Origin of the sequence: Hyphomicrobium facile, assembly GCF_900116175.1 — a bacterium.
Taxonomy (GTDB): Bacteria; Pseudomonadota; Alphaproteobacteria; order Rhizobiales; family Hyphomicrobiaceae; genus Hyphomicrobium_B; species Hyphomicrobium_B facile.
In genome coordinates this window covers 850,734-872,203 of the sequence record NZ_FPCH01000002.1, presented here as the reverse complement: position 1 = coordinate 872,203, position 21,470 = coordinate 850,734, and the positions used below count along the sequence as shown (strand labels likewise).

19 protein-coding genes are annotated in these 21,470 nt (G+C 55.9%); 5 read left to right on the top strand and 14 right to left on the bottom strand.

The genetic code is table 11. The features are described 5' to 3' along the window. Positions 1-37: 37 nt before the first annotated feature. The 6 genes from BM399_RS11025 to BM399_RS11000 all read right to left on the bottom strand — a co-directional run bounded on the left by BM399_RS11025 (position 38) and on the right by BM399_RS11000 (position 7,626). Entirely contained in the window at positions 38-2,035 is a 1,998-nt protein-coding gene (locus BM399_RS11025; RefSeq protein WP_092867746.1) for a protein-L-isoaspartate(D-aspartate) O-methyltransferase, read from the bottom strand. A gap of 390 nt (positions 2,036-2,425) precedes the next feature. Further along, entirely contained in the window at positions 2,426-3,742 is a 1,317-nt protein-coding gene (locus tag BM399_RS11020; protein WP_092867745.1) for a glycosyltransferase family 4 protein, read from the bottom strand. 7 nt (positions 3,743-3,749) lie between these two features. Next, a complete protein-coding gene (locus BM399_RS11015) occupies positions 3,750-4,940 on the bottom strand; it encodes a sulfotransferase family protein (RefSeq protein ID WP_143117805.1) in 1,191 nt (396 codons plus the stop codon). Next, entirely contained in the window at positions 4,940-6,094 is a 1,155-nt protein-coding gene (locus BM399_RS11010; RefSeq protein WP_092867743.1) for an FkbM family methyltransferase, read from the bottom strand. The genes BM399_RS11015 and BM399_RS11010 overlap by 1 nt, the downstream gene beginning before the upstream one ends. Further along, on the bottom strand, positions 6,091-7,062 hold the full coding sequence (locus BM399_RS11005) for a glycosyltransferase (RefSeq protein WP_143117804.1): 972 nt from the start codon (positions 7,060-7,062) through the stop codon (positions 6,091-6,093). The genes BM399_RS11010 and BM399_RS11005 overlap by 4 nt, the downstream gene beginning before the upstream one ends. Before the next feature lie 339 nt (positions 7,063-7,401). Next, a complete protein-coding gene (locus BM399_RS11000) occupies positions 7,402-7,626 on the bottom strand; it encodes a hypothetical protein (protein ID WP_092867741.1) in 225 nt (74 codons plus the stop codon). A 48-nt stretch (positions 7,627-7,674) separates the two neighbouring features. Between BM399_RS11000 and BM399_RS10995 the strand changes: the two genes are divergently transcribed. Next, on the top strand, positions 7,675-8,841 hold the full coding sequence (locus tag BM399_RS10995) for an acyltransferase family protein (RefSeq protein ID WP_092867740.1): 1,167 nt from the start codon (positions 7,675-7,677) through the stop codon (positions 8,839-8,841). Between the two features lie 624 nt (positions 8,842-9,465). On the opposite strand, the gene BM399_RS10985 is transcribed toward BM399_RS10995, so the two are convergent. The 6 genes from BM399_RS10985 to BM399_RS10945 form a co-directional block, all read right to left on the bottom strand. Then, a complete protein-coding gene (locus BM399_RS10985) occupies positions 9,466-9,759 on the bottom strand; it encodes a glycoside hydrolase family 25 domain-containing protein (protein WP_092867738.1) in 294 nt (97 codons plus the stop codon). 210 nt (positions 9,760-9,969) lie between these two features. Continuing rightward, the gene (locus BM399_RS10980) at positions 9,970-10,533 is read right to left on the bottom strand and encodes a hypothetical protein (RefSeq protein WP_143117803.1); all 564 of its coding nucleotides are present in this window, start codon (positions 10,531-10,533) and stop codon (positions 9,970-9,972) included. Positions 10,534-10,602: 69 nt separating this feature from the next. After that, positions 10,603-11,901 carry a PAN domain-containing protein gene (locus BM399_RS10975; RefSeq protein WP_092867736.1) on the bottom strand — a complete coding sequence of 433 codons (1,299 nt, stop codon included), beginning with the start codon at positions 11,899-11,901 and terminating at the stop codon, positions 10,603-10,605. Between the two features lie 50 nt (positions 11,902-11,951). After that, positions 11,952-13,034, bottom strand: a complete 1,083-nt coding sequence (locus BM399_RS10970) for a jacalin family lectin (RefSeq protein ID WP_092867735.1) — start codon at positions 13,032-13,034, stop codon at positions 11,952-11,954. A gap of 891 nt (positions 13,035-13,925) precedes the next feature. After that, complete coding sequence (locus BM399_RS10955; RefSeq protein ID WP_244531235.1) at positions 13,926-14,597, bottom strand: AAA family ATPase; 672 nt, start codon at positions 14,595-14,597, stop codon at positions 13,926-13,928. Between the two features lie 391 nt (positions 14,598-14,988). Next, positions 14,989-15,183 carry a hypothetical protein gene (locus BM399_RS10945; RefSeq protein WP_092867731.1) on the bottom strand — a complete coding sequence of 65 codons (195 nt, stop codon included), beginning with the start codon at positions 15,181-15,183 and terminating at the stop codon, positions 14,989-14,991. A 500-nt stretch (positions 15,184-15,683) separates the two neighbouring features. Between BM399_RS10945 and BM399_RS10940 the strand changes: the two genes are divergently transcribed. Further along, positions 15,684-15,944: a hypothetical protein gene (locus BM399_RS10940; RefSeq protein ID WP_143117802.1), complete on the top strand. Its 261-nt coding sequence runs from the start codon at positions 15,684-15,686 to the stop codon at positions 15,942-15,944. A 6-nt stretch (positions 15,945-15,950) separates the two neighbouring features. Here BM399_RS10940 and BM399_RS10935 read toward each other — a convergent pair whose 3' ends face one another. Both BM399_RS10935 and BM399_RS10930 read right to left on the bottom strand, forming a co-directional pair. After that, a complete protein-coding gene (locus BM399_RS10935; protein ID WP_092867729.1) occupies positions 15,951-16,325 on the bottom strand; it encodes a response regulator in 375 nt (124 codons plus the stop codon). 61 nt (positions 16,326-16,386) lie between these two features. Further along, positions 16,387-17,439, bottom strand: coding sequence for a sensor histidine kinase (locus BM399_RS10930; protein ID WP_092867728.1), 1,053 nt, complete (start codon positions 17,437-17,439; stop codon positions 16,387-16,389). Positions 17,440-18,622: 1,183 nt separating this feature from the next. Here BM399_RS10930 and BM399_RS10920 point away from each other — a divergent pair. From BM399_RS10920 to BM399_RS10910, 3 genes are all read left to right on the top strand, one after another. Continuing rightward, complete coding sequence (locus BM399_RS10920) at positions 18,623-19,624, top strand: alpha/beta fold hydrolase (RefSeq protein WP_177228128.1); 1,002 nt, start codon at positions 18,623-18,625, stop codon at positions 19,622-19,624. Between the two features lie 173 nt (positions 19,625-19,797). Continuing rightward, the gene (locus BM399_RS10915) at positions 19,798-20,337 is read left to right on the top strand and encodes a YciE/YciF ferroxidase family protein (RefSeq protein WP_092867725.1); all 540 of its coding nucleotides are present in this window, start codon (positions 19,798-19,800) and stop codon (positions 20,335-20,337) included. Between the two features lie 146 nt (positions 20,338-20,483). Next, entirely contained in the window at positions 20,484-21,254 is a 771-nt protein-coding gene (locus BM399_RS10910) for an exodeoxyribonuclease III (protein ID WP_092868181.1), read from the top strand. Positions 21,255-21,470: the final 216 nt, after the last annotated feature.

Here is a 21,470-nt window from a genome sequence, read left to right as displayed (position 1 = left end):
GCCTCGGTTAAACGTGCAGTGTCCTCTTGTCCGCCTTCTAGACGCCAAACGGATAAGTTTCGGGCATACCTTCGAGTTCGATGCTTGCCAGCGGCTTAACGGCGCTTGTTCGGTCGATCCATATGTATTCGTCAAACTGGAGGGGCAGGGTTGCCTCGAAGTAGTGGCTCGCGAGCTCGCTATCGGGACGATAGATGACGCCGATCGCCCTTTCGAGGAGTGGTCGCATCAACTTTTCGCGAAGCTCCGTCTCTTCCTGAAGCGAAAGCATCAATCCCGGCGCGTTCGTCAGATGGAAGAGCCGCTCATAGCTTTGGGCGTGCGCCGGCCGTACGTTCATGACCTCCATCGCCCCGTCCCAATTCGAGGCAGCTGCAACGGTACCGTCGTTCGTGCCGAAGCCTATGCTGAAGCAATCGGTCCCAAATTCTCGTCTGCAGAGTTGTCCGATATTGTATTCGCCACGCCGGCTCATCTCCGTCGCCGATGCATCGCCTATATGGGAGTTATGGGCCCAAATGATCGCCTTCGAACTTGCGCCATGATGATTCAGCAGCTGGTTCAGGGTTTCGAACATGTGGCTGTCGCGCAAGTTCCACGATGCGCGCGAGCCATAATACATCGTGCGATAGTAGCGCTCGGCATTCGAAATCAAACGCGCATTCTGAGCGGCGTCGAAGAAGCGCTCGCCGTCAGTCATCGCGTAGGCCTGTTGTTTTTCGAGTAAATCCACCAAGACATGCGAGACTTCTTGCTCGCACTTTCGATAAGCCCCGGTCAGTGCCGCGCGACCGTAAGCAGACGGGTCCGCCTCCCAAGGGCTAAGGCACCCATAACGTTCGCGAGCAATCGCTGCGAGGTTTGGATCGACAGAGTCGAGATAAGTAAGGACCACCCGAACCGAGTTATATAAACTGTAGAGATCCAGCCCATAGAAAGCCGCTCGCTGATCGTATGCGCGCGTCGCGTTGTGCTTATGGAGCCAATCGACGAAGTTGCGGGTTTCTGCGTTCCGCCACATCCACGTCGGGAATCTCGCAAACGCCGTCCATTCTGACGGCGGCACGTCTCGATGCCGCGCATAGTGATCGATGCGCGCCGCATCGGGCCAGTCCGCCTCGGCGGCGACAAAGCTGAATCCCTTCTCTTCAATCAAGCGCTGCGTAATGCGTGCCCGCATTCGGTAGAACTCGGAAGTGCCATGACTTGCTTCGCCGATCAGGACGATGCGCGAATTACCGATGCGATCGAGAAGCGGCTCAAATTTCGCGTCTCGAATCTGCGTGAAGATCTCCGCGTTCTTGGCGATCAGGGAAGGCACCGAGATGCTCACGGCGGGTCGCGCACGAATGACTCGCGGTGGCTTCACCTCCCATTCGTCCTCCGTAGTCTCCCATCCCTCCTTTCCGATCAGCGGCACAAAGCGTACGTCGGCTATATCCTCCTGTTCGAAATCTTCTTCGCCCGTTCTCGTAATGCGCACCAGTTCTTGGGAACGCAGATTGTCCCCGATGGGTACGACCATCCGGCCGCCGGTCTTTAGTTGATGAAGCAGCGTGGTCGGCACATCGGGCGCGCCAGCCGACACCAGAATGGCATCGAATGGCGCTTCCTGCTGCCATCCTTGCGTACCGTCGGCGTGCCGCACGTGCACATGGGCGCAGCCGGCGTCCGCCAGATTCTGGTTAGCTCGCGCCGCCAGTTCGCCGACGCGTTCGATCGTGTAAACTTCGCCCGCAATTTGCGCTAATACGGCCGCGGCATAGCCAGAGCCCGCACCGATCTCCAAGACCTTCTCGCCACCACGCAGACCTAAGGCTTCGATCATGAAGGCCACAATATAGGGCTGGGATATTGTTTGTCCCGAACCGATCGGCAGGGGCGCATCATCATACGCCGCCGCCGCGAGTTCGTGCGGAACGAACATTTCGCGCCGCACTGTTCGCATCGCGTCGAGGACGAGAGGGTCACGAACCCCTCGGCCTTCGATTTGTGTTTCAACGAACTGACGCCGCTTTTCGTTTGATACATACATTTTTGGATACGTCTTCCTGGGCTAACGCTGCCCCCAACCACCTCGTGTAAAAGAAATCAAAATCTTGCGCGGAAGTTCAGCGTCACCGGCGCTTTTTTGCCTACCGGCTGGGCCAGAGCCGGAGCGAGCCAGCCCATGAGGGCGTAGAATGAGGCTTTTTGGCCCTACGCGGCTTGCGAGCCCAACCCGTCCAGCGACCGCCTTTGATGGTCGGCCGGCCGGTTTAACGACCCAACCGTTGCGCGCCAAAAAGGAAGAGTCAAACTAAGGACGATCCAAAGTGCGCGTACTCTGGTAACTCGCTAAGCCGATTTCCCTTAAGGAGCGCTTTCCTCATTTCGATCGTCGAGATGTGTGCGACGTGAGCTGGTGCTCCGTGAACAGCGAACCCTACGTCACATTCAATAGTGCAGTATGGATTTCGGAACCATAAGTAGCCCACGACTTCATCCTTCCCCTATCAATACGCTTTTCGTAGGAAGGAATGTAGTCTTTTTCAAAAAGTGCCTTCGTTACGGCAAGCAGAATATCTTCTGTAGAGTAAGGATCGAAGTAAGGGCACATGTCTCGGCCCACCTCTGGGATCGAGGAGCTGCTTGAGCACAGGCACACTTTTCCGAACCACAAGCTTTCGCCGACAGGAAGTCCCCACCCCTCGTACAAACTGGGGAAGATGCTGCAAAACGCATTCATATAGAGCAATTTAAGAACGTCGTCGGGCGGCTTTCGAAAAACGATGACGTTGCGCCGGAGCGGAGATAGCGATTTTACATGCCGGGGATCATTATCTCCAACGATCACGAGATCAGCTTCAGGATCGCGAAAAAAATTCAGCGCATTCCAGGCAGACAAAAGGCGCTCGAGGTTTTTATGTGAGGAGAGCGTACCAACAGTCAGCAGATAGCGCCTGTTTCTATTTGCAAGGAACGTCTCCGCAGAAAACTCCTCGTTCGGCAGCGGTTGCTTACGCGTTTCGGACACGGAAAGGAATTCATGAGGATTGGTTACGACCCGGCACCGTGGGGCGCTTTGCGCTCCGTACTGCAACCAAAACCGCATGAAGTCCGCTTTAGTGTTGTCGGATATGCAAATGAACTCGTCCGCAGAGCCTGCCGCATCCCGCAGCCAGCGCCGAAACTGCCTGGTGCCAAGCCGATTTCTGTAGACCTTCCTTATGAGAGGGATGAAATCGTGGACCAGCACAACAAATCGGAAGCCAGGATACTGGGCTTTCCATTTGCGTGCGGCATGCATCGTTTCTGGAGCATCCCAACCGGCTCCACAGAAGTACAGCACGTCATCTGCTTGCGGGTAGTAATTTCCTTCGATGAAATCCTCGTGCATTATCTCCTTTTTTTTCGCAAATCTGCGAAATTTCGCCTTTGCTAATTCGGTGAAATAGTGAGTCCGGCGCTGTGCGTACTTGTTATAGGAATACTCTATTCCTTTTCCACCAATGTGGACCGGCTCTGAAAAATCTTCCTCGATAAACCGGTGCGATATGATCTTATGGCGGTTAGTTTCGGGATCGTGCCGGATGATCACAAACGGCAATCCAAGTTTCTTCCACGCGCGTAGTAGCCCAAGGGCTATGCGGTGAACTCCGGAAATCGGCTTGCCGGCAAACAGGAACCGGTTCCAGTCGGTGATGTCGATAACGATTCTTCGCGACGCGCTCACGTGCCGGACTTCTGGCGAACTCAGCATTTAACTTTCATTCAACTCCGGTTGAGAAGCACCAGTCGCCCGTCGAAAACGCCACGCGATCATTGTCTAAATAATCATTGGAATACATGCAGAGCGGATAAATTTCAGGAACTGCAATCATCAGCAGTCCTTCCCGGCGATCAGGAGGAAGTGAAACGGATATTCTCACAGGGTCGCCGGATTGCACTTTGGCGTCTAATCTCTCGAGACTTTGGCCATCGATGAAAGTCACAGACTCTGCGGCAATCCCGGCAATGAATGCTGCCTTGAATGCGATGCACTTTTGCGATTCATTCCGGCGATAAGCGACTGACGCAACCTTGCTCGGGCCCATTCGAATTTCAGTTCCCCAGTTCGGGGTCGACCGCGGCGGGTACCAGCCAGATACAAGACGAAGTGTGCTTCCATTGTCGTTGTGTATTACGTTTGAATCATAGGCCGGAACTCCGTCGCGAGCACATAAGCGCTGAATGAACTCACAGCGATAGGCCTCGAATCTTCGGCACACTTCGGAATATAAGAGGAGATCCACGGCGAACAGGTCAGCGCGGCGTCGCAGCCACTCTTGCATCCTCTGATGTTCAGCGGCATCCGTGTCTGGCGCCTGATTGATGTTTGCTCGCTTTCCTCCCGAGGACAGGCCCAATTCGATGGAAATGAAATCCACCATGTCATCCAGGTGATCCGTCGGAGCAACCCATCTAATGCGGTCGAGAGACTCATAAAGGCGGGGCAACAGCCAATGTTCGAGAGGCTTTACCAGATCGCGCTCTTGTAACGGGTGAAAGGCGCCGACCAATTTTCGCGCTTGGAAGTTGAAGAACCTATCGTCCAACAATGTGAGAGCCCTGGAGAAGGACAGCTTGTTCAACGCGGTATACAACAGATGCGCGGGCTCTCTCCGGATGTGCTGATAGTAGGAAATGATCTGAGCAATGGGCTCGCGTGCCAAGCAAACGATATCTAAATCGGTATGTCCTTGAAGGAGATGACCGTGCACATGCCCAGAAATGAACTGCTTCGACTTGAGCAGTGCTTTAAAAGTTTCGGCGTCCGAAGATACGCTGAGGTCGGGCTCCATGTAGCGAACGCTTTCGGGAGGGAAAGCAGTTGCTAGCCGTAATCCAAAAGTTTGCCCTCCGGTTTTCTGGATGTGCAGATGAACAAGAGGCCGCCGGCTTTGCATTTGACTAAGCATCAGTGTTTCAGAACGACATCGCAGTGAGACGTGGCGCTTAATTCCTCCAGAGAGGCCTGCGCGAGAGACGAGTCATGCTCGATTCGAAAGATCGTGAAGCCGTACGCTTTCAATTCATCGTAGAACTTCTCGATCGAGCCGTAAGCGCCGGTTATCATGGCAGGCGCGAACTCCATCATGATCTGGATGTGCGGGTTTTCACGAAGAAGACGCGTCGCGCCTTTTAATACAAACGGCTCTGCGCCCTCGGCGTCGATCTTGATGAAATCAATTTTGGTGCCTGCCGGAAAGTAAGAATCCAGCGTCACTGCATTGACGGACAACACTCTGACTGAGTCATTAAATGCCGCAGCAGATTCGGGCGTTACAAAGATGCCGCTTGATCCAATGTTGCGATTGCAAATTTTGAAGTCGATTTGCTTGCACTCGCTGAATACAGCCGAAGGCACGATCGTGCTTCGATCCATGAAGCCATTCACCATCAGGTTCCTGTACGTCAGCTCCGACAGTTCGGGATTGGCTTCAAACGATACCAGCCGCCCCGATGGGCCAATGAGATCGGCTGCTAGAAGCGAATACCATCCGACATTCGCACCGACGTCGATCACCTTCATCCCGGGCCGTACCAAAGTTCGGAATACGTTCGTGATCCACTGCTCCCAATATCCATCGAGCAAAAGATGGGGCGTTAATGAGCAGTCGCGCGTGTCGACGTAGATCTTGTGCCCATAGATCGTTTTTGTGAGCGCTACGTTCTGTCCCAGATAAACTGCTGGCCGCGTCTCCTGCGCGACTGGTGTCGCCTTCGGCCGGAGCATCGCGGACAGCGTTTGCCGAAACGCTTTGAAGTGATCGGATTTCATAACCGAACGATCGTGTCCGCCGCGAGCGAATATCACAAAAACCTCGTTTGCAAACGCGGGCCCGAGATCCCTTGTCAATTTCTCCAACCTATCTGCGCCGATAAGGTCCATCTGACCTTTATGAACGACGAGCAGATCCGGCGTGCCGATACCAGGCAGCTGATCGTATGGAAGAATGCTGGAAACCAAAGTTCGGAATTCTGCAGGTCCCACTGCAAGCTTGTCGTCGATATCGCAGCTGGCAACAAATGCCGCCGCGTCTCGCCAGTATCGGTCGTGAGCGACAGTCATGCCGTGAGACCCTGATTGATATTTGGAGAAGTGGCGCTGTTGCCCCTTGAAGCGTACATGACGTTGCGCGGTAGATCGCTTGGATCCCCTGAGGTCATCGTACTTGCACGCTTTTCCTGCCAGCGCGCCCTGACTTCACGTAAGGCGCCGGCGGAAAACTTGATATCCGGTTCCGCCCAAGCGAGGTCCGTTCCCTGATAGGCAAAGGTTCTGTCTTTGTAAGGAACCAGACGATAGGGGACCGGCACGGAATGCGGGTAGCGCTCCATATAGTCCATGTTTCCGGACCAGGCCGTGGCTAAAGTCGGGACACCGAGTTCGAGCATCTCATGGATATTCAACCCGTAGCCCTCCGCGCGGTGCAGCGAAAGGTAGACGTCGGCCATGCGTTGAAATGCGGCCATATCTCTGTCGCTGAAGACCTGCTCCACGAGAGTTATGTTTTTCGTGTTCCCTATTTCCCTCAGGAGTTCTCGGCGTGCGAAGGTCGTATTCTTCTTGAATCGAACCTTCATCAAGAGATGGGAGGACGTGTCGTGTCCGAAGGCGAGCGTCCACGCGCGAACGTGGGCCAAAGGATTTTTTCGATCCGGGCAGGCGGCAAGATCCATAATCGCCAACCCGAGGAACTGATCCTCTCGCACTCCAAACTCTGCGCGCGACAGAGGAGAAACCTCAGGACAATCGACGGCGTGAGGAACGACTCTGATCGGTAAGTCGGTACCGCGCCGCAGGGCCTTTGCACTGAATGACGAAGGAGTCCAAATCTCGTGGACGATCTTTTGGGCGAACTTCCAGTCGCCGGGAAATTGATCTAGTTCCCACACCCAAAGGCCGATCCGATATGCATCGTGGAACCAGTCCGGAGGTTCTGCCAGCAGTCGTGGATAGTCCCACGGCTGGCCAAGAATCAGAACCTGATTGCTGCCGGCGTGAGCCGTGCCTTGCTTCAGAATTTGACGTCTCACCTCGTATCGATAGGCACGAGATAATCCGTTGATTGTCTCAGTGTCGCCGATGAAACGCAGCTGTGAGCGGGGATCGAATTCGGCGCATTTCTTGGGCCATGTACGGGCGAGAGCGTCACCCTGGACTAACCGCCGTTGATACCGGCGGCGTTGTTTGCGCCGCCAGGAAGACAGTGCGTGAAGGAACATGCTTTGGTGCGTGACTCGGTTCGGTTAGTTCAACTGAACGGCGTTTGTAGCCGATGCTGACATGTCTTGCGCACATAACATCGAGTGATCCACAGCGTTGTGACACCCTCGATGAGTTTCCAGCGACGGGATTGAAGACATCCTCGGCCATCAACTGTCGGCGAGATTCAAAAGCGCGTCGATGAAGCCGCTCTCGACGCCAAGATCCTGCATGACGACGAGCCCTAGTCCCGAAGCCCTCGCGGTTTCGCCGCCGGGGCTGTTCGGCCGGCAGGTGTCGGGCGCGACGACGCGCTTCTCGCGAGATCCGAAGCCGCGCAAGCTGCCTGCAGCGAGGCTGCAGCACGAAGACGTGGAAAACGGCGCGGCTTGCATTGATCGAACGGAGCAGCGCTGACATCTACCGCCGGGGGAGAAAAGCGGATGCGGGAAGATCGAGTCGAGTTCGCAAATACATTGCGCGGAATCGCTGCCCTTTGTGTGATGGTGACTCACATGATCGGATTTTGGGGCGAACCGGCCTTCGTCGCGCAAACGATCAACGCCGACGCAATCGTCCCGCCTGTCGAAATGCCGAGCGCGCTTTGGTTCGTGGGCCACAACCTTCATGCGATCGGCCTGGATCTCGGCTCATTCGGCGTTGGCATTTTCTTCGTCATCAGCGGCTTCGTCATATCGATATCTCTCGCCAAGACGTCAGTTGGCGAGTTCGCCGTAAGACGCTTTTTCCGCTTGTGGCCGACGTATCTCACGTGCTTCGCGATCATGCTGCTGTCGATCAATGCGACGGGCTGGTATTTTGGCAGAGCCTTCCCCTTCGACGAGTTCTCACTCCTCATTCATCTGTGGCCCGGGCTAAACGAAACTTTCGGCGTGCCGTACTTGGACGGAATCTCGTGGTCACTATCGGTTGAGCTCAAGTTTTATATCTTCGCCGCTTTGTGCGCGGGTTTACTCCGGCGCGCTGATTTGAAGGTGTTCGCCATCGCGGTCGCCGTTAGCGTTGGCCCATACCTCTTATGGCATTTCTACCCGAACCGTAATGATCTTGGCCTGTTTGGCGTTCGCACGCTCTGGTCTTTGGTTTTCTTTGGCGACTTTCTGCTTATCCTTATGGTGGGCGTCGCGTTCCAATTTCATCATGCCCGCAAGATCGGCAACAAAACATTCTGCGCCATCGTGTCGGCGATGCTTTCGATCTTCGTTGCGATGAATCTGTTATCGGATCCCGCGATTCTATCGCCGCGTTACGTCGTGTGGTCGTACGTTGCTGCGGTCGCCGTGTTTTGGGCATGCTATCTCTTGCGAGACCACTTCCGGGCAACCGTACCGACCACATTTCTAGCGAACATAAGTTATCCGCTCTACGCCCTCCACTGTTACGCGGGCTGGTGCTTCATGCGGATGCTATGGGAGGTCGGACTCTCCTCGAATACGATCGCCATTCTGTACATCGTCGCTTGCTTTGCAGTGTGCTGGCTGATCCATCGAGCAATCGAAGCGCCAGCAAACCGACTTGGCGGCGAACTTGCCAGAAAGCTTCGTTTGAAGCCGTATTATCCGGCTGCCGCTGGCACCGCAGCCGCTTGACGTCTCCGCTGAGAAGCGCCAACCGGATTCAACGCCGCATCGTGGCCGGTCGTAAGGCCTTGGCTCGAAGATGCCTGCGCAGAATACGACGGCTGCTGGACTATCAGCGCTCTCAAAGGCCCGCTCGATGAGGGCAGCGCGCTGCTTTCGATCCTTGCGAGCGATGGAATTCCAGTCGGGGCCGTTGCGACGGCGGTCTGCGATTGGGACGGCAGGAAAGTCGCTGAAAGCGACCGGCGTCGCTAAGGCTGAGTTGTTGCGAACTCAAAAGTGCAGGAGCGCTCTCCTCGACGGCACAAATTTCACCCAAGTCGTAATGACGGCGCAGCTCTTGAAGTCGCTCTTTCCGAGCAAAGTAGACGCAGTAGAGGAAAACCTCGTCGAGAATCATCTCCTCGATGAGAAGCGCATATAGCTGTACGACTGACCATTGCGCTGTTGCCAGTCGTTCGCCGGGTGCTTGAAGAGATCGCCAGACCAAAAAGCCTCTTAATCATCGACCGCCGCTCAACTGGTATCAGCGCGTCAGCGATGACCTCGATGAAAGCGAGATCGAGCGATTGTCGAGCGCTGCGATTTGCGCTCAACGGGATTTCACCGATGCCGCGCTGGAGCTATTGGGCATCAGCTTGGGGTGGGGGCGGCCTCGGGAAGGTGCTCCGACGCACGAAAGGCGCCGACTGTGGGTTGCGCCGAGGCTGAGAGTCTGTCGTGCAGCGTGTCTTGGAAGAAAGGGGCTGCAGCCTTTTTGCTTTGAATGCCAGCTCGACTCAAGGCGTTTGCTTCGTCGGGTTTCAGAAGCTTTTTGTTGGTCTTACTGCTTGTGTAGTATCGCCCTACGGCGGTAATGCCGTTGTCCTTCAAGCAGGAAATTTTGTCTTTCAGAGGTAGGCTTGAATCGAGCGCCTGAAATGGCATGGAGCACACTCGCGCTTGAATACCCCAACATTCTGGGCTTGAAAAAACCACGACAAATTAGGCTGAAGCTGATGCCGGCCCAGCATTGTGTCAAGCAGCAGCCTGAGAACATCGTAGCGTTCTAGTTTGTCGGCATAGCACAGAAGCGGCGGACATCGGGATGCACTTGGCTAAAAACAATCCAGCCGCACTTCGGAAATCGTCTGCTCCTCACTTTTTGATGCACTGATCGATAGCAGCTGTCCGAGCTGCTTCTTCGGAGTTGATAATGGCCAGATTGTTCGCTTTCATATTGTTCTCGCAGAAGCGGCGGTGCGCGTTGGCATCTTGCGTGAACCGCCCTTTGACGGCATAGCCGCAATGGTGCTCAATATTCGCGGCTGCTTTCAAGAGTGCGTCCGCCACATACATCTGACAGCGCGAACCGCCGATTGAGCCTCCGCCGGTCGTATCCTTTCCGGCATTGCATTTCTTGAGCGCCTTTTCACGCTTGCTCGATTCATTCGATGCTCCCGAAAAATATGGAGCGTCATGTAGAGTAAGGCACCATCCGTAGTGGGCTTTGTGATCAAGGTTCCAGGCAATGCCCCTGTATCCACAGGCAGAGTTGAGATTGCGCCTCTGCTGCTCGACGGCCTTCGATGCGTAGCTTCTGCATACGGCGGCGTGCTGTACGAAATCTGCACGTGCTGACAAGCTTGTGGTGATCCCGGTCAAGCCCATGAGGCTCGCGAGCAGGGCGCGCTTTTGTTTCGCCGACGTCGAACTCTCCATCGAATACGCCTTCAACTGAGTTCGGACAAAGATCGCATGCGGAATGTTCCCTGAGACAAAGCGTTTCGTTCATTGCTTGCACCCGAGTGGCATTACGTTCTGGCGCAGTACGGCCGGAATGTTTTCATTGCCATTGCTGTAGCGGCATACCCACTTCGTGCCTTGGTGTGTTTGCCCAGTGCTGCTGTCCTTAAAGGGGCACTTGGCGCGCCCACACCCCACTGAGGTTGCCGACTTCCAAACGACCTGGGTGTAGTGCCCTGTCACTGGATTGTTATTCTTGCAGTCGGGCTTGGGCTCGTCGCATCTCGACTTGAATCCGGGACAGATTCTCGGGTCCGTATAGTCGTAGTATTTTTCCTCACACGCCCAGGTTTTCTGGAACGCGTCGGAATCCGACATGGCCGGTTGTGTGTCGACGCCATTCATGACACCCCAACCAGCGGCAAGGTTTTCGTTCGACGCGCCGTGCCCTTCGGGGCAGGTTTCGGCGTAGGCCTGAGCGGCGGCGGCCAAAGCGGCATCCCACTGCAGCGGCGGCGAACAATGCTGCGCCCTGAAGTCGTTGTGCGCCTTGAGCATTTCCTGCCATATGGCAGGAACCGGGCTTGTGGCACCGCCACCGGCATTCGCCGCCGCTAGGCTGACGCACGCAGCGAGTATCTGCTGATAGGGCTGCAAGCAAATTGCCACTTGCATCGGATTGAAGCGTTGCAGGCAGCGCGCTTGGTTGCGGCCGAAGGCGGCCTGACACTGCTGGACGGTCTTGCCGGTAGGATCCCGGTCCGCCACCTCCTGCGGATCCATGCGTGCCACCACGCCTGAGATGCAGCAGTTGTTCCTCGTCTTGTTTGGTGCCGCGTTTTTTAGCCAGCAATGGGCGTTGGCGAATTCCTTTTCAGGCTTGACGTAGGTCCAAGCCTGACATTGGCTTTCCTTTTCGCAAGCAGTCTTGCACAGCAACTCCGCTTGATCCCTTAGTTCAACGTTGCTGATGGGGAAATCGCGGTAGTCGCTTCCCATACGGTTGGTGTCGAACTCGAGACCGGCAATTACGCCGGAGAGGCCCGACACGCAGCACTTGTTCTTTACGGGGTCCGGCACACTCTTCTTCAGCCAGCAATGGGCCTTTGGGCCTTGAATTCCCGGTGCGACAAAGGTCCAAGCCCTGCACCAGTGATCGCTTGTGCACGCGGACTGGCACGGAGCGAAGCCAGCAATCGAGGGCTCCATCTCGAAGTCCTTGTAGTCACGGCCGGGCCGGTTGACGCCGTTCTCGACAGTTTGCTCCGCGCGGGTAGGTGCGCTCGGTAGTGTTGCAAGCCCGATCAAACAGCAGAAAGCAATCATCCATTGCCGTGCTTGCATGTTGTCCTCCTACCTTTTCACTTCATCGAGCCGACGAGTGCCCGAGACATTCAGTGGACGACCGGGTTCTCACAGTTGGCGCCAGTGGTTCCCTGCGGGCACCCGCAAACGCCGCTGTCGTAGCGAATGCGTGGTGGCGGACATGGGGTGAGAGAGGCGCCAGAAGTATGCCCGGCTGGCGGTTTGCTCTTTTGGCAATTTGCGATGTACTGCAGACGAGCCTGTGCTTCGGAGTTGGCGACAGTCATGTTGCCGTTTTGTGTGAGACACCAATTGTAGTGATCGCTCTTTTTTGTGGTCCAGCGAGGTCCGGCCCCCCCACAGGCAAGCTCCACATTCAGTTGTGATTTCTGGGCCGCGATCGCCGCATAGGTGTTGCAAGCTTGCGTATTGGCTGCAGGTCTTTGTGGTGCAACTGTTTGGATGGGCCGTTGACCGCAAATCAGGCCAAGAGCATCGACATAGATGCCCGCGCGGCCGTTTATGCCCATGACCGCTCTGTCATCACCGCAACTGAAGCCGCCATGGCCGATGCGCCCGGCCGCCGACCTGATATCCACCTTACTACTGCGCCCGCCCGGCTTGATCGGCGCGCACGTCATTGAAATTGATGCGATGTATTTCGCTGCATCGCGCTCGGTCGTATATCCGAACATCACACCCGATACGTATTGATCGTTATTGCATGTCACAGGTCCTTGCAGGCCGCCGCCGTTGCCGCCGTGGCGATCGCCCGGGACGCCGGGCGCTCCGATGAGGCCGGTTCGGTCATTGAAGGTGCCGCAGAACGGGATCACCGCATCAAAGACGGAACCCGAACGCACGGCGAACCCGGTGAGATATTGGCCGGTTGCACACATATCCCGGAATGCGCCGCCGCCGGGACCGCCTACCAACGACGTGTCTTTCAGGCCTAACGCATTTCGCTTATCGAAGATGCGATCGGGATCTTCGGCAAGAGCTACGCCTTGGGCCAGAATAACGAGTGCGGCAGCCAAACCCGGCGCGAGCGCTGAGTTTCGAACGGCGTCGCGCGCCCCATAAAATGCAAATGCAAGCGTTCGTCTGAGAAATGAGGGCCAGCTTTCACTCGCGACAGATGCGTCGGTCGGAAGATTTGCGCGATTGATCATGATTGCCGGCTCTCAAACTCGCGACTGAGGACCCGGCCCGCCGCAGAAAGGCTTGGCACGGCCGTCAGTCGACAGATCCGTAGTCGTTCCTTAGCGTCGGTTCCGAATAGTTCAGCGAGAGATGTTTCGTCGTCTCGAATCCTGCGGGCCGCCCCAGCGAGTTTACCGGCGGTCTTCTCAAAACCGGCTCGGACCCGCGGGCGTTCAAACCAAAGCTGCCGGGCAATTGCCGTGGTGCCTCCGAGATTTTGGCTCGATGGTTGCGTTGCCGAAACTCTTGGGCCGTCGCCAGCGCGCCCGCTACGGCGATTGACCGTCGTTTAGAGAAACACGGCGTTTGCCTCAGCGCGAGAACTCTTGGTGCCGCGGCGGAAGAATGCTGCGGTGCGCCTGAGACACGAACAATTCTTCCGTATACGGTTTGTGCTGTCGCAAAGCTGCCGCCGATCATGGCGTTAGGCTCCGGAATTCTGCAGTGAAATGTATGATGTCAGAAATCGTAAGACTGAACATTCATCGTTTCACCGTTTGGTGTATGGCGAGTAACGGGAGAAGATAGATTGAGTGATGTGCAGGCGTTCAATATTCCCGGCCTCGTGGGCGAGGCGCACGCTCCCGTATGGAGCGCCATTCAAGTGTCGCGTGTACGGAGGGATATTTGGGATCCGATAATGTCATTCCAGCCGAGATAACCAACGAGACGACTGCCATTTCTCGCGATGGCTGAAACATATGCGATGTTCGCTGAATTCATTTTCTCGACGACCGCACTCCCAATACTCATGATGGCTTCGAACCTGAGTTCGATGAGTTTCCCAACAAAGTATGCCATGAACTACTCGCCCGCACCGGTATGCTGGCGAAGTTCAGCCGGTCACTCGGCAGGGCGGCTCATGCGATTGCGTCCGGCATGATGACGCCCGGGGCAGCTGCAGCGTCGTCGGGTGTGTCGACTTCAAACCCTCCTATCGTTCGCTGCTTGCGCACGATCCAGAAGGTTTTATGCGCACGGAGGTCTTGTTTGCGTTTTGCGTCGTAAGTCACTTCCTTATGGAAGTAGATGTTGTGCGTCAGGACGAAGACCTGTTTCACCAAGCTATTGCCGGCGCAGGCATCCTCAAGCACCCGCTTGATGAGCGAGCTAACGATGAAGAGGACGTCGCTGTCGAGTCTGGAGACGGGGTCGTCGAACACGATGACCCGGTCAGCCGACATGCCGCTCGAAGACACGCTGCCCCGGATCAGGTGGTAGAAGTAGAGGAAGGTGATGAAACTCTTTTCCCCCTCGCTCAAGGTCTTGAGCGCGTCGGTGCCTTCGTGGCGCACGAGCTTGTAGAAGCTGCCGCGATCGCCTGCCGTGGCAAGCCTGAAGCTCGTGAACCCGAACGAGGCAAGGATAGCGTTGATCTCGGTGACCGTGGGTTCGACACTAGTGATGGAACGTTCAAGTGTCGCGATTTCGCTTGTGACCGAGGCCACCTGCGTTTTTTTGGCTTCGATGGCGGTGTTGATGCTGCTGACAGCTCGGGCGAGAGCGGCCGTCTCGCCGAGATATCTCTCGATATCGGCTTTATTCTGCGTGGCTGTGACGTCGTAGCCGTCCGCGTCGATGACGTTGCGCCGAGTGGCTTTGCACTGGACCGCGCGACCATCAAGTAGAAGAAGACCGGCGGGCCAGTGCGCTTCGAGCTAACCGACCAGACCCGTCTAGCGATTGATGAGTATCTGCGATGGACGGGACAAAAGCCGGGTCAGTTTCTGTTCGCGGGTCGAGGCGATGGCTCAAGTGGGCTCGCCACTCGCCAAGATGCCCGGCTTGTACACGAGTGGGTGGCCAGCATTGGGCTCGATCCGGCCAAGTCACGTTATGTGCGCCGCGATTACGTCCGCAGCCACGGGCAGCAATCGGCCGTGGCATCGCATCAACGCGATGCGCGGTGTAGGAACGAATATATTAACCGCCGATCTCCTTGACACCGAGCGGCGAAAGTCCGTGGCCGCCTTCTGGACCCTCAACGATCCACCTCTTTAAGCGAGCAAAAGCTAAAACGGCGGGGAGGTTTTGAACAGGAAGAATCTCGACTGAAGGCTTCCCGAGCCCGTAAAGAGCTCTGAGATAATCGCGCGTTTGTTTTTCAATTTCTTCCATCAGGTCCCAGGGGCTAATCCTCGCAGGTCTTGGAGGAGAGGGCACGCGCGCGGAATAGGTTAGATTGCTACGCGTACCAATGCGTTGCTGTCGCGATCAGAAACCGGCAAAATGACCACGTCCATCGATCCCTATTGCGGCCGGTTGCCACCGAACGCGTGCATAGACGAAACGGATCGCGCGCGGAATATGTTCCCCGGGCAGGGTCAACGATCTCAATCCAGGATCATTAATGATCGCGGCGGCCGGCACGTCCTCCAGGCCGAAAACTGCGATTGCGTCGAGCTGTTCCGAAGGACCAGAGGGGTGTCGAAAGACCGGCGCGAATGGCTTCGCAAGTCCTAACTGCCACTGTGGCCGGCTCGTACGTCTCCTTTGGGATGCATAAAGGGTCTCAATGATGCGAGAGCCAGTTTGTTCGGCGGCCACAATCGCTGGATCGAATTAGCATCGATGACACGATTGGCCATACTATACTGGGGTTAGAAGGAGACACTTCAATGCCCAACTCTACTAATCATCAACGCGCTCAGATGGTCGCAAGAATGACGGTTCTTGAGCGCGTCGTTGGCCTGATGTTACGCGACCGCATGCTTGAAGCGGGCAAGGGCGCGACGGACATCCTCGCTTTCGGCGAGGACGTCAAAAAGTACTTTCATGGCCGTACGGCGGAGGGCTCAACCGACCGCGAACTCGACGACGCCGCTGATCGTTTCTTCTCGGCGATTGCATCAGATATCGGCAGCCAAGATAGCCAGTAATGCCTGCTAATCCGTTTCCGAAAGCATCCTGCGCATAGCTTCGATTATTGCGTTTTCGTTATAGGGCTTCGGGAAAAATCTTGCTCCAAGGGGCAGGTGGCCCTGCTCAACGAAAGTCCGGCCTGACACCACGATCAACTTTATCGGGGGCCATCTATCCTTGATGTAGTGAGACAGCTTTAAACCATCGATCGAACCAGGCATTTCGACGTCGGTGAAGACAAGATGGATTTCGGGGCGCGATTCCAGAACTCGTATAGCTTCGTCAGCGCAACTTGCCTCGATAACCTCAAAACCAGCGCTTTCGAGGAAGTCCAGGGCCGCGCTTCGAATAATCGGGTGATCCTCGACGACCAAAACCACGTTCTTGTGTGTCGGCATATCTTGTCCGGTCGGAGTGACGTCGTTCGCGCTGTGATGTGAAAGAGTGTCGTAACCTCGATTAGGCAATTGATCGTGCTTCGGCAGTTCTCGTGACCATCTCGTCGTAAACAACACGAACCGAAGTGCCGGGCTTTAAATCCTGCACGATAATTTTGCCGCCGAGCTGCTTGGCGAGCGCCTCGACGATTCCTGTTCCGAGCCCGGGTTTGGCTTTGTCGGAGCCCGTCGCCATGCCAATACCGTCATCCGCGACGGATAGAGCCCATTTCGCTCCATGGGATCGGAAATCAACGCTGATCTTGCCGTGCCGGTTGCATGGGAAGGCGTGTTTAAGAGCATTGATCACCAGTTCGGTGATGATCAGACCAAAGCTCACCGACGTATTTGCATTGACGACACTGTCATCGATGGTCGCCACGATCGACAGACGGTTGGGGTGTTGGATCATCGATGCGCCGAGGCTTTCGCAAAGTTGGACGAAATAGGGCCGAAGCGACACGTCTCCGAGGCTTGACGCCGCGAGGTGACGCTGAACTTCGGCGATCGACATGACGCGATGGTGCGCATTTTGAAGATGCCCCCTCGCCTCCTCGGACTGCACCTTGCGAGCACTTTGCATCAGCACGCTCGCGATGATCTGGAGACTGTTGGCAACGCGGTGCTGGATTTCCTGCAGAAGAATCGCTTTCTCTCGGATGAGATCATCTTTTTCCCGAGACGCTGCACGAGCGGCTGTTACGTCAGATATCGCCAGAAGGAGCCGAACACGGTCGTTGTCGCCGTCGTCGAGCTTGCGAGCATTTAACACCAAGCTTCGAGGCTTTTGGCCAATCAAGGTGAGTTCGAGTTCGTAGCCCTCGATTGGGGTCGTCCCCCGTGCGGTTGCCGCAAGCAGCGAATTGAGTTGGGGAATTGCCCACTCGCCACCGCCGATCTCGGAAAGCTGCCGACCAGGAATGCCGGCGGCATCAATCTGAAATGTCCGGCAGAACGATGCGCTCGCAGCGATTACGTTCAGATCGGCAGTAAGGAATAGCAGCGGCTCGTTGGATGAAGCGATGACAGCGAGAGTGCTGGCTGCTTCAACGTGCTGAGAGGTAACAGAAGCCATCGTATGGCCCTCAAGGGCCGGAGGCTCGCGGTGCGAAAGCCATCACTCGGCAGAATACGTCGACATACCATAACTCAAGAAAAAAGCTTTGGTTGGCCCCAATGCGATAGGTATGGGGCCAACATGGTCTCAAAACTTGGTGAATTTAATCGCGACAGACGCGACGGTGATGCCGGTAGTAGCAATCCCGGTAGTCATCGGAGTCGTCAATAATGTAAACGCCGGAACCGTAGCCATATCCGTAGCCTCTGCCACCGCGCGAATGACCGCCATGGCCACGATTGCCGCCACTCCAGTTGCCTACCATGCGGTGTGAACTATGACCCATGCCTGCGCCACGTTCCGTTCCGCTTGAGCGACCGGCGCTCCCGCTGGAATGATTCATACCGCTTGCCCCTGGCCCGTCAGCATGAGGACCCGCGTTGGCCGTGACAGTCATTACACTGAGCGCAAGAGAGGCGCTCAGCGCCAATAAGGCACTCGAATGAACTTTCATTTGTTTCCTCGGAAATCTCGCTCAGCATTTGCTGGCGTTCGGGTCTGAGCAAAATAGCTCGACCGTTAAGAATGATACTCCCCGGTCGCCGATTAAGTTTCCGAACGTGACCACGGGTGACTATTCAACAAAGGCCGCAGGTCGGAATGAGCGTGATGGGCTAACCCTCAGCGTCCTGCGATTCACGAGATTCCAGCAGCAGAAACTGGCGCCCGATTTCAGAACGTAATTCTTGAGTGTCGCAGGGTTCCCGGTCGGAACAAACCATCATAACCATGGCAACCCATTCGCGCCTGGGTTGATTGTCCGGGCTAATCCGCAAATCCGCGCACACGTCATTGAGCAGCTTCGTCAGAGCGCGAACTTGTTTCTCGTCATAGTGTCCTGGGGGAAATTTCATGGGCTACTCACGCAACATACAGGCGGGAGCAAACCAACTCTCAGCCGTTGGCGCCTGCTTTGACGGGCCAACGATCGTTCAACACTGCGCGCAAGTGTATACAATAGATAGTCACGTTCTCGGCATGACTGCCTTTTTCAGCAGCGCGCCACTCACCTAGTCGGTTGCCGCCTCAGCTTTAAGCCTCATCCTGCTGCGAACTATGGCCTTGGATGGCAGCACCGTCCGGAGACCCTCAGGAACGATTGGTGACGCGAGGTGTTCGCTATTGGACACAGGAGTTCAAGATGCAAATCAGTCGCCCGCAGCGGGCAATTTCTCAAGCGGCGTTAATCGGTGTGGGTGTCTTACTCTCGTCGGCAGTTTTGGTCCGCTATCTGACATACAAGGCAGAAAGCACGCGGCGCCTGTCAGGCAGGCGTGTAAATGTCAGCGGCGAAAGCATCCATCTATTGGACCGCGGGGAGGGCCCTTGTGTCGTACTGCTGCACGGCAATGGGAGTATGATGGAAGACTTTGCTTCGACGCAATTAGTTGAGGCGCTGGCTTCGAAATACCGCGTTCTCATCTTCGATCGACCCGGCTTCGGAGCAAGCACAAGAGGGACCGGACCATGGACACCTGAACGCGAAGCGGAGCTCCTCGATGAGACGTTCCGTGTTCTTAACGTGAGCTCGCCGGTGCTGGTCGCCCATTCCTGGGCGACGTTGGTTGCGTTGAATCTTGCGCTGAAGAATCCGACGGGCCTCAAGGGGCTCGTGCTTTTGTCCGGATACTATTTCCCGACCGCCCAAGCCGATGTCGTACTTCAAACACCGGCCAGCCTTCCGCTGATTGGCAATGTTCTTCGAAACACTGTCTTGCCACTGCTTTCGAGAATTATGGCGTCTTCCACATTCAAAACTCTCTTTTCACCGCGCGCTGTACCGACAGTTTTTGAAAGAATGTTTTCTGTCCCTATGGCATCCCGTCCATCTCAACTGAAGTCCGTCGCCGATGATACTGTCGGCATGCCGAGCTTCGCTCGAGACATCTCGGTTCATTACGAAGACATTCACTTGCCGGTCCACATCGTTGCTGGCGCTGAAGACAAGATCGTAACGACGTCTGAGCAATCGGCCAGATTGCATCGCTCCCTCCCGAACAGCACGTTGGATGTTCTCCCAGGCGTGGGTCATATGAGTCATCATGTTGATCCGGCGTTGGTAATCAGACTAGTCGATGAATTGTCCAGCCGGGCTAGTCCTGTTTTTGAGGGGACTTCCGCAAAGACCCGCGCGTTCGGATAAACAGGTACGCTGAAATCCCAACGATCCGCCATTGCGCTGGCTCGCCGCTGCCTTCGGTGTGCTGCACAGTTCCGCTTTAGAAGGAACTGCACGCCTCTTCCAACCCGAGTCGGAACAATCGGTGTGCGCCTTGCGTTCGCCGGGAGACCAGCTAACCCCCGAATGGACAAACAATGGAAACGCTCGCCGACTTATTTGAAGACACGCTTCGCGACATTTACTACGCCGAAAAACACATTCTCCAAGCCCTTCCCAAGATGGCGAAAAAAGCTTCTTCCGAAGACCTGTCTGCTGCTTTCACTAAGCACCATGGTGAAACCGAAAGTCAGATCCAACGCCTCGAGCAAATTTTCAAGCTTATCGGGAAGAATGCTCGCGGCAAGAAGTGCGACGCTATAGAAGGCATTCTCAAAGAAGCCGAGGAACTCATGCAAGAGGCGAAGACCGACACCGTTCGGGATGCCGCCATGGTCGGTGCAGCGCAGGCTGTGGAACACTATGAAATTTCCCGCTACGGCACGCTCAGGGCATGGGCAAACAAGCTCGGGATGGACGATGCGGCCGACCTGCTAAGCGAGACGCTTGCGGAAGAGAAGGCAACAGATCAAGCACTCACCCAGTTGGCCGAGACGGAAATAAATGTTGATGCCGACGATTTACCCGAGAAACACGAAGGCGCGATGATGCCAAAGAAGCGCGCGGCTTCGAAATAGGCACCGACGTCACGGATGCTTGTAGCCGATGACGAATAGGAAGCTCGGCTTGCCGCCGAGCTTTTCTCATGTCCGGCAACAATCGTACCGTTGACTCTATCACCTACACGGCTTCGCGCGGCTGTTGCTACACGCAAGAGGGCGGATTGAAGGTTGCCACTTACAACGTCAACGGCATCAACGGTCGGCTCGATGCTCTCTTGGGTTGGCTGAATGAGTCGGCGCCCGATATCGTGTGTCTGCAGGAACTTAAGACGACCGATGAGAAGTTTCCGGAAGCTGCGCTGATAAAAGCCGGCTATGGCGCGGTGTGGCATGGCCAGAAAAGCTGGAACGGCGTTGCAATTCTCGCGCGCGGGTCCAAGCCCCAGGAGATGCGCCGTAGTCTTCCGGGAGATCCAGACGACGTACACAGTAGATACATAGAATGCCGGGTCGCAAAGATGACCGTCGGATGCCTCTACCTTCCAAACGGCAATCCCGCTCCCGGCCCCAAATTCGATTATAAACTACGTTGGTTCAAACGCTTTTCTCAGCACGCCAAAGAGCTGCTCGCCAGTGGCAAGCCTGTCGTTTTGGCCGGAGATTATAATGTCATGCCGACGGACCTCGACGTCTACGCGGCGGAGCGGTGGCGGGACGACGCGCTCTTCCGCCCAGAGGTGCGTACGGCGTATCTCAAGCTCGTCGATCAAGGATGGACGGATGCCGTTCGCGCGCTCCATCCAGATGAGCAAATTTACACTTTTTGGCACTATTGGCGAAATTCGTTTGCCCGCAATGCCGGGCTGAGAATCGATCACATACTCATCAGTCCGCCGCTCGCAAAGAAGCTTAGGCGAGCAGGGGTCGATAAAAGTGTTCGTGGACGTCCGGGTGCAAGCGACCATGCGCCAGTCTGGATCGAATTGAAGTGATATCGAACGCATACGGAACAAATTTGGATGCGCCCTCGTTGGCTTTGCATAGCTCAACCGGCAGCCACATCACACGGCTAGGCCGCTATGATTAAAGCGCCCGCCAAGCATCTCGAGCCAGACAGCGCCCAGATGCAGTCTCCTGAGAAAAAAGCCGCCTCCAGGTCGGGCGCTCCGCGCAAGCCGAGGCGCTTTTCCTGTTGAATAAGGAACCCG

Excerpts from the sequence above, each read along its gene's own strand:
- BM399_RS11025 (WP_092867746.1), bottom strand. The coding sequence starts at position 2,035 with ATGTATGTATCAAACGAAAAGCGGCGTCAGTTCGTTGAAACACAAATC.
- BM399_RS11020 (WP_092867745.1), bottom strand. The coding sequence starts at position 3,742 with ATGCTGAGTTCGCCAGAAGTCCGGCACGTGAGCGCGTCGCGAAGAATC.
- BM399_RS11015 (WP_143117805.1), bottom strand. The coding sequence starts at position 4,940 with ATGCTTAGTCAAATGCAAAGCCGGCGGCCTCTTGTTCATCTGCACATC.
- BM399_RS11010 (WP_092867743.1), bottom strand. The coding sequence starts at position 6,094 with ATGACTGTCGCTCACGACCGATACTGGCGAGACGCGGCGGCATTTGTT.
- BM399_RS11000 (WP_092867741.1), bottom strand. The coding sequence starts at position 7,626 with ATGCAAGCCGCGCCGTTTTCCACGTCTTCGTGCTGCAGCCTCGCTGCA.
- BM399_RS10995 (WP_092867740.1), top strand. The coding sequence starts at position 7,675 with ATGCGGGAAGATCGAGTCGAGTTCGCAAATACATTGCGCGGAATCGCT.
- BM399_RS10985 (WP_092867738.1), bottom strand. The coding sequence starts at position 9,759 with ATGCCATTTCAGGCGCTCGATTCAAGCCTACCTCTGAAAGACAAAATT.
- BM399_RS10980 (WP_143117803.1), bottom strand. The coding sequence starts at position 10,533 with ATGGAGAGTTCGACGTCGGCGAAACAAAAGCGCGCCCTGCTCGCGAGC.
- BM399_RS10975 (WP_092867736.1), bottom strand. The coding sequence starts at position 11,901 with ATGCAAGCACGGCAATGGATGATTGCTTTCTGCTGTTTGATCGGGCTT.
- BM399_RS10970 (WP_092867735.1), bottom strand. The coding sequence starts at position 13,034 with ATGATCAATCGCGCAAATCTTCCGACCGACGCATCTGTCGCGAGTGAA.
- BM399_RS10945 (WP_092867731.1), bottom strand. The coding sequence starts at position 15,183 with ATGGAAGAAATTGAAAAACAAACGCGCGATTATCTCAGAGCTCTTTAC.
- BM399_RS10940 (WP_143117802.1), top strand. The coding sequence starts at position 15,684 with ATGCCCAACTCTACTAATCATCAACGCGCTCAGATGGTCGCAAGAATG.
- BM399_RS10935 (WP_092867729.1), bottom strand. The coding sequence starts at position 16,325 with ATGCCGACACACAAGAACGTGGTTTTGGTCGTCGAGGATCACCCGATT.
- BM399_RS10930 (WP_092867728.1), bottom strand. The coding sequence starts at position 17,439 with ATGGCTTCTGTTACCTCTCAGCACGTTGAAGCAGCCAGCACTCTCGCT.
- BM399_RS10920 (WP_177228128.1), top strand. The coding sequence starts at position 18,623 with ATGCAAATCAGTCGCCCGCAGCGGGCAATTTCTCAAGCGGCGTTAATC.
- BM399_RS10915 (WP_092867725.1), top strand. The coding sequence starts at position 19,798 with ATGGAAACGCTCGCCGACTTATTTGAAGACACGCTTCGCGACATTTAC.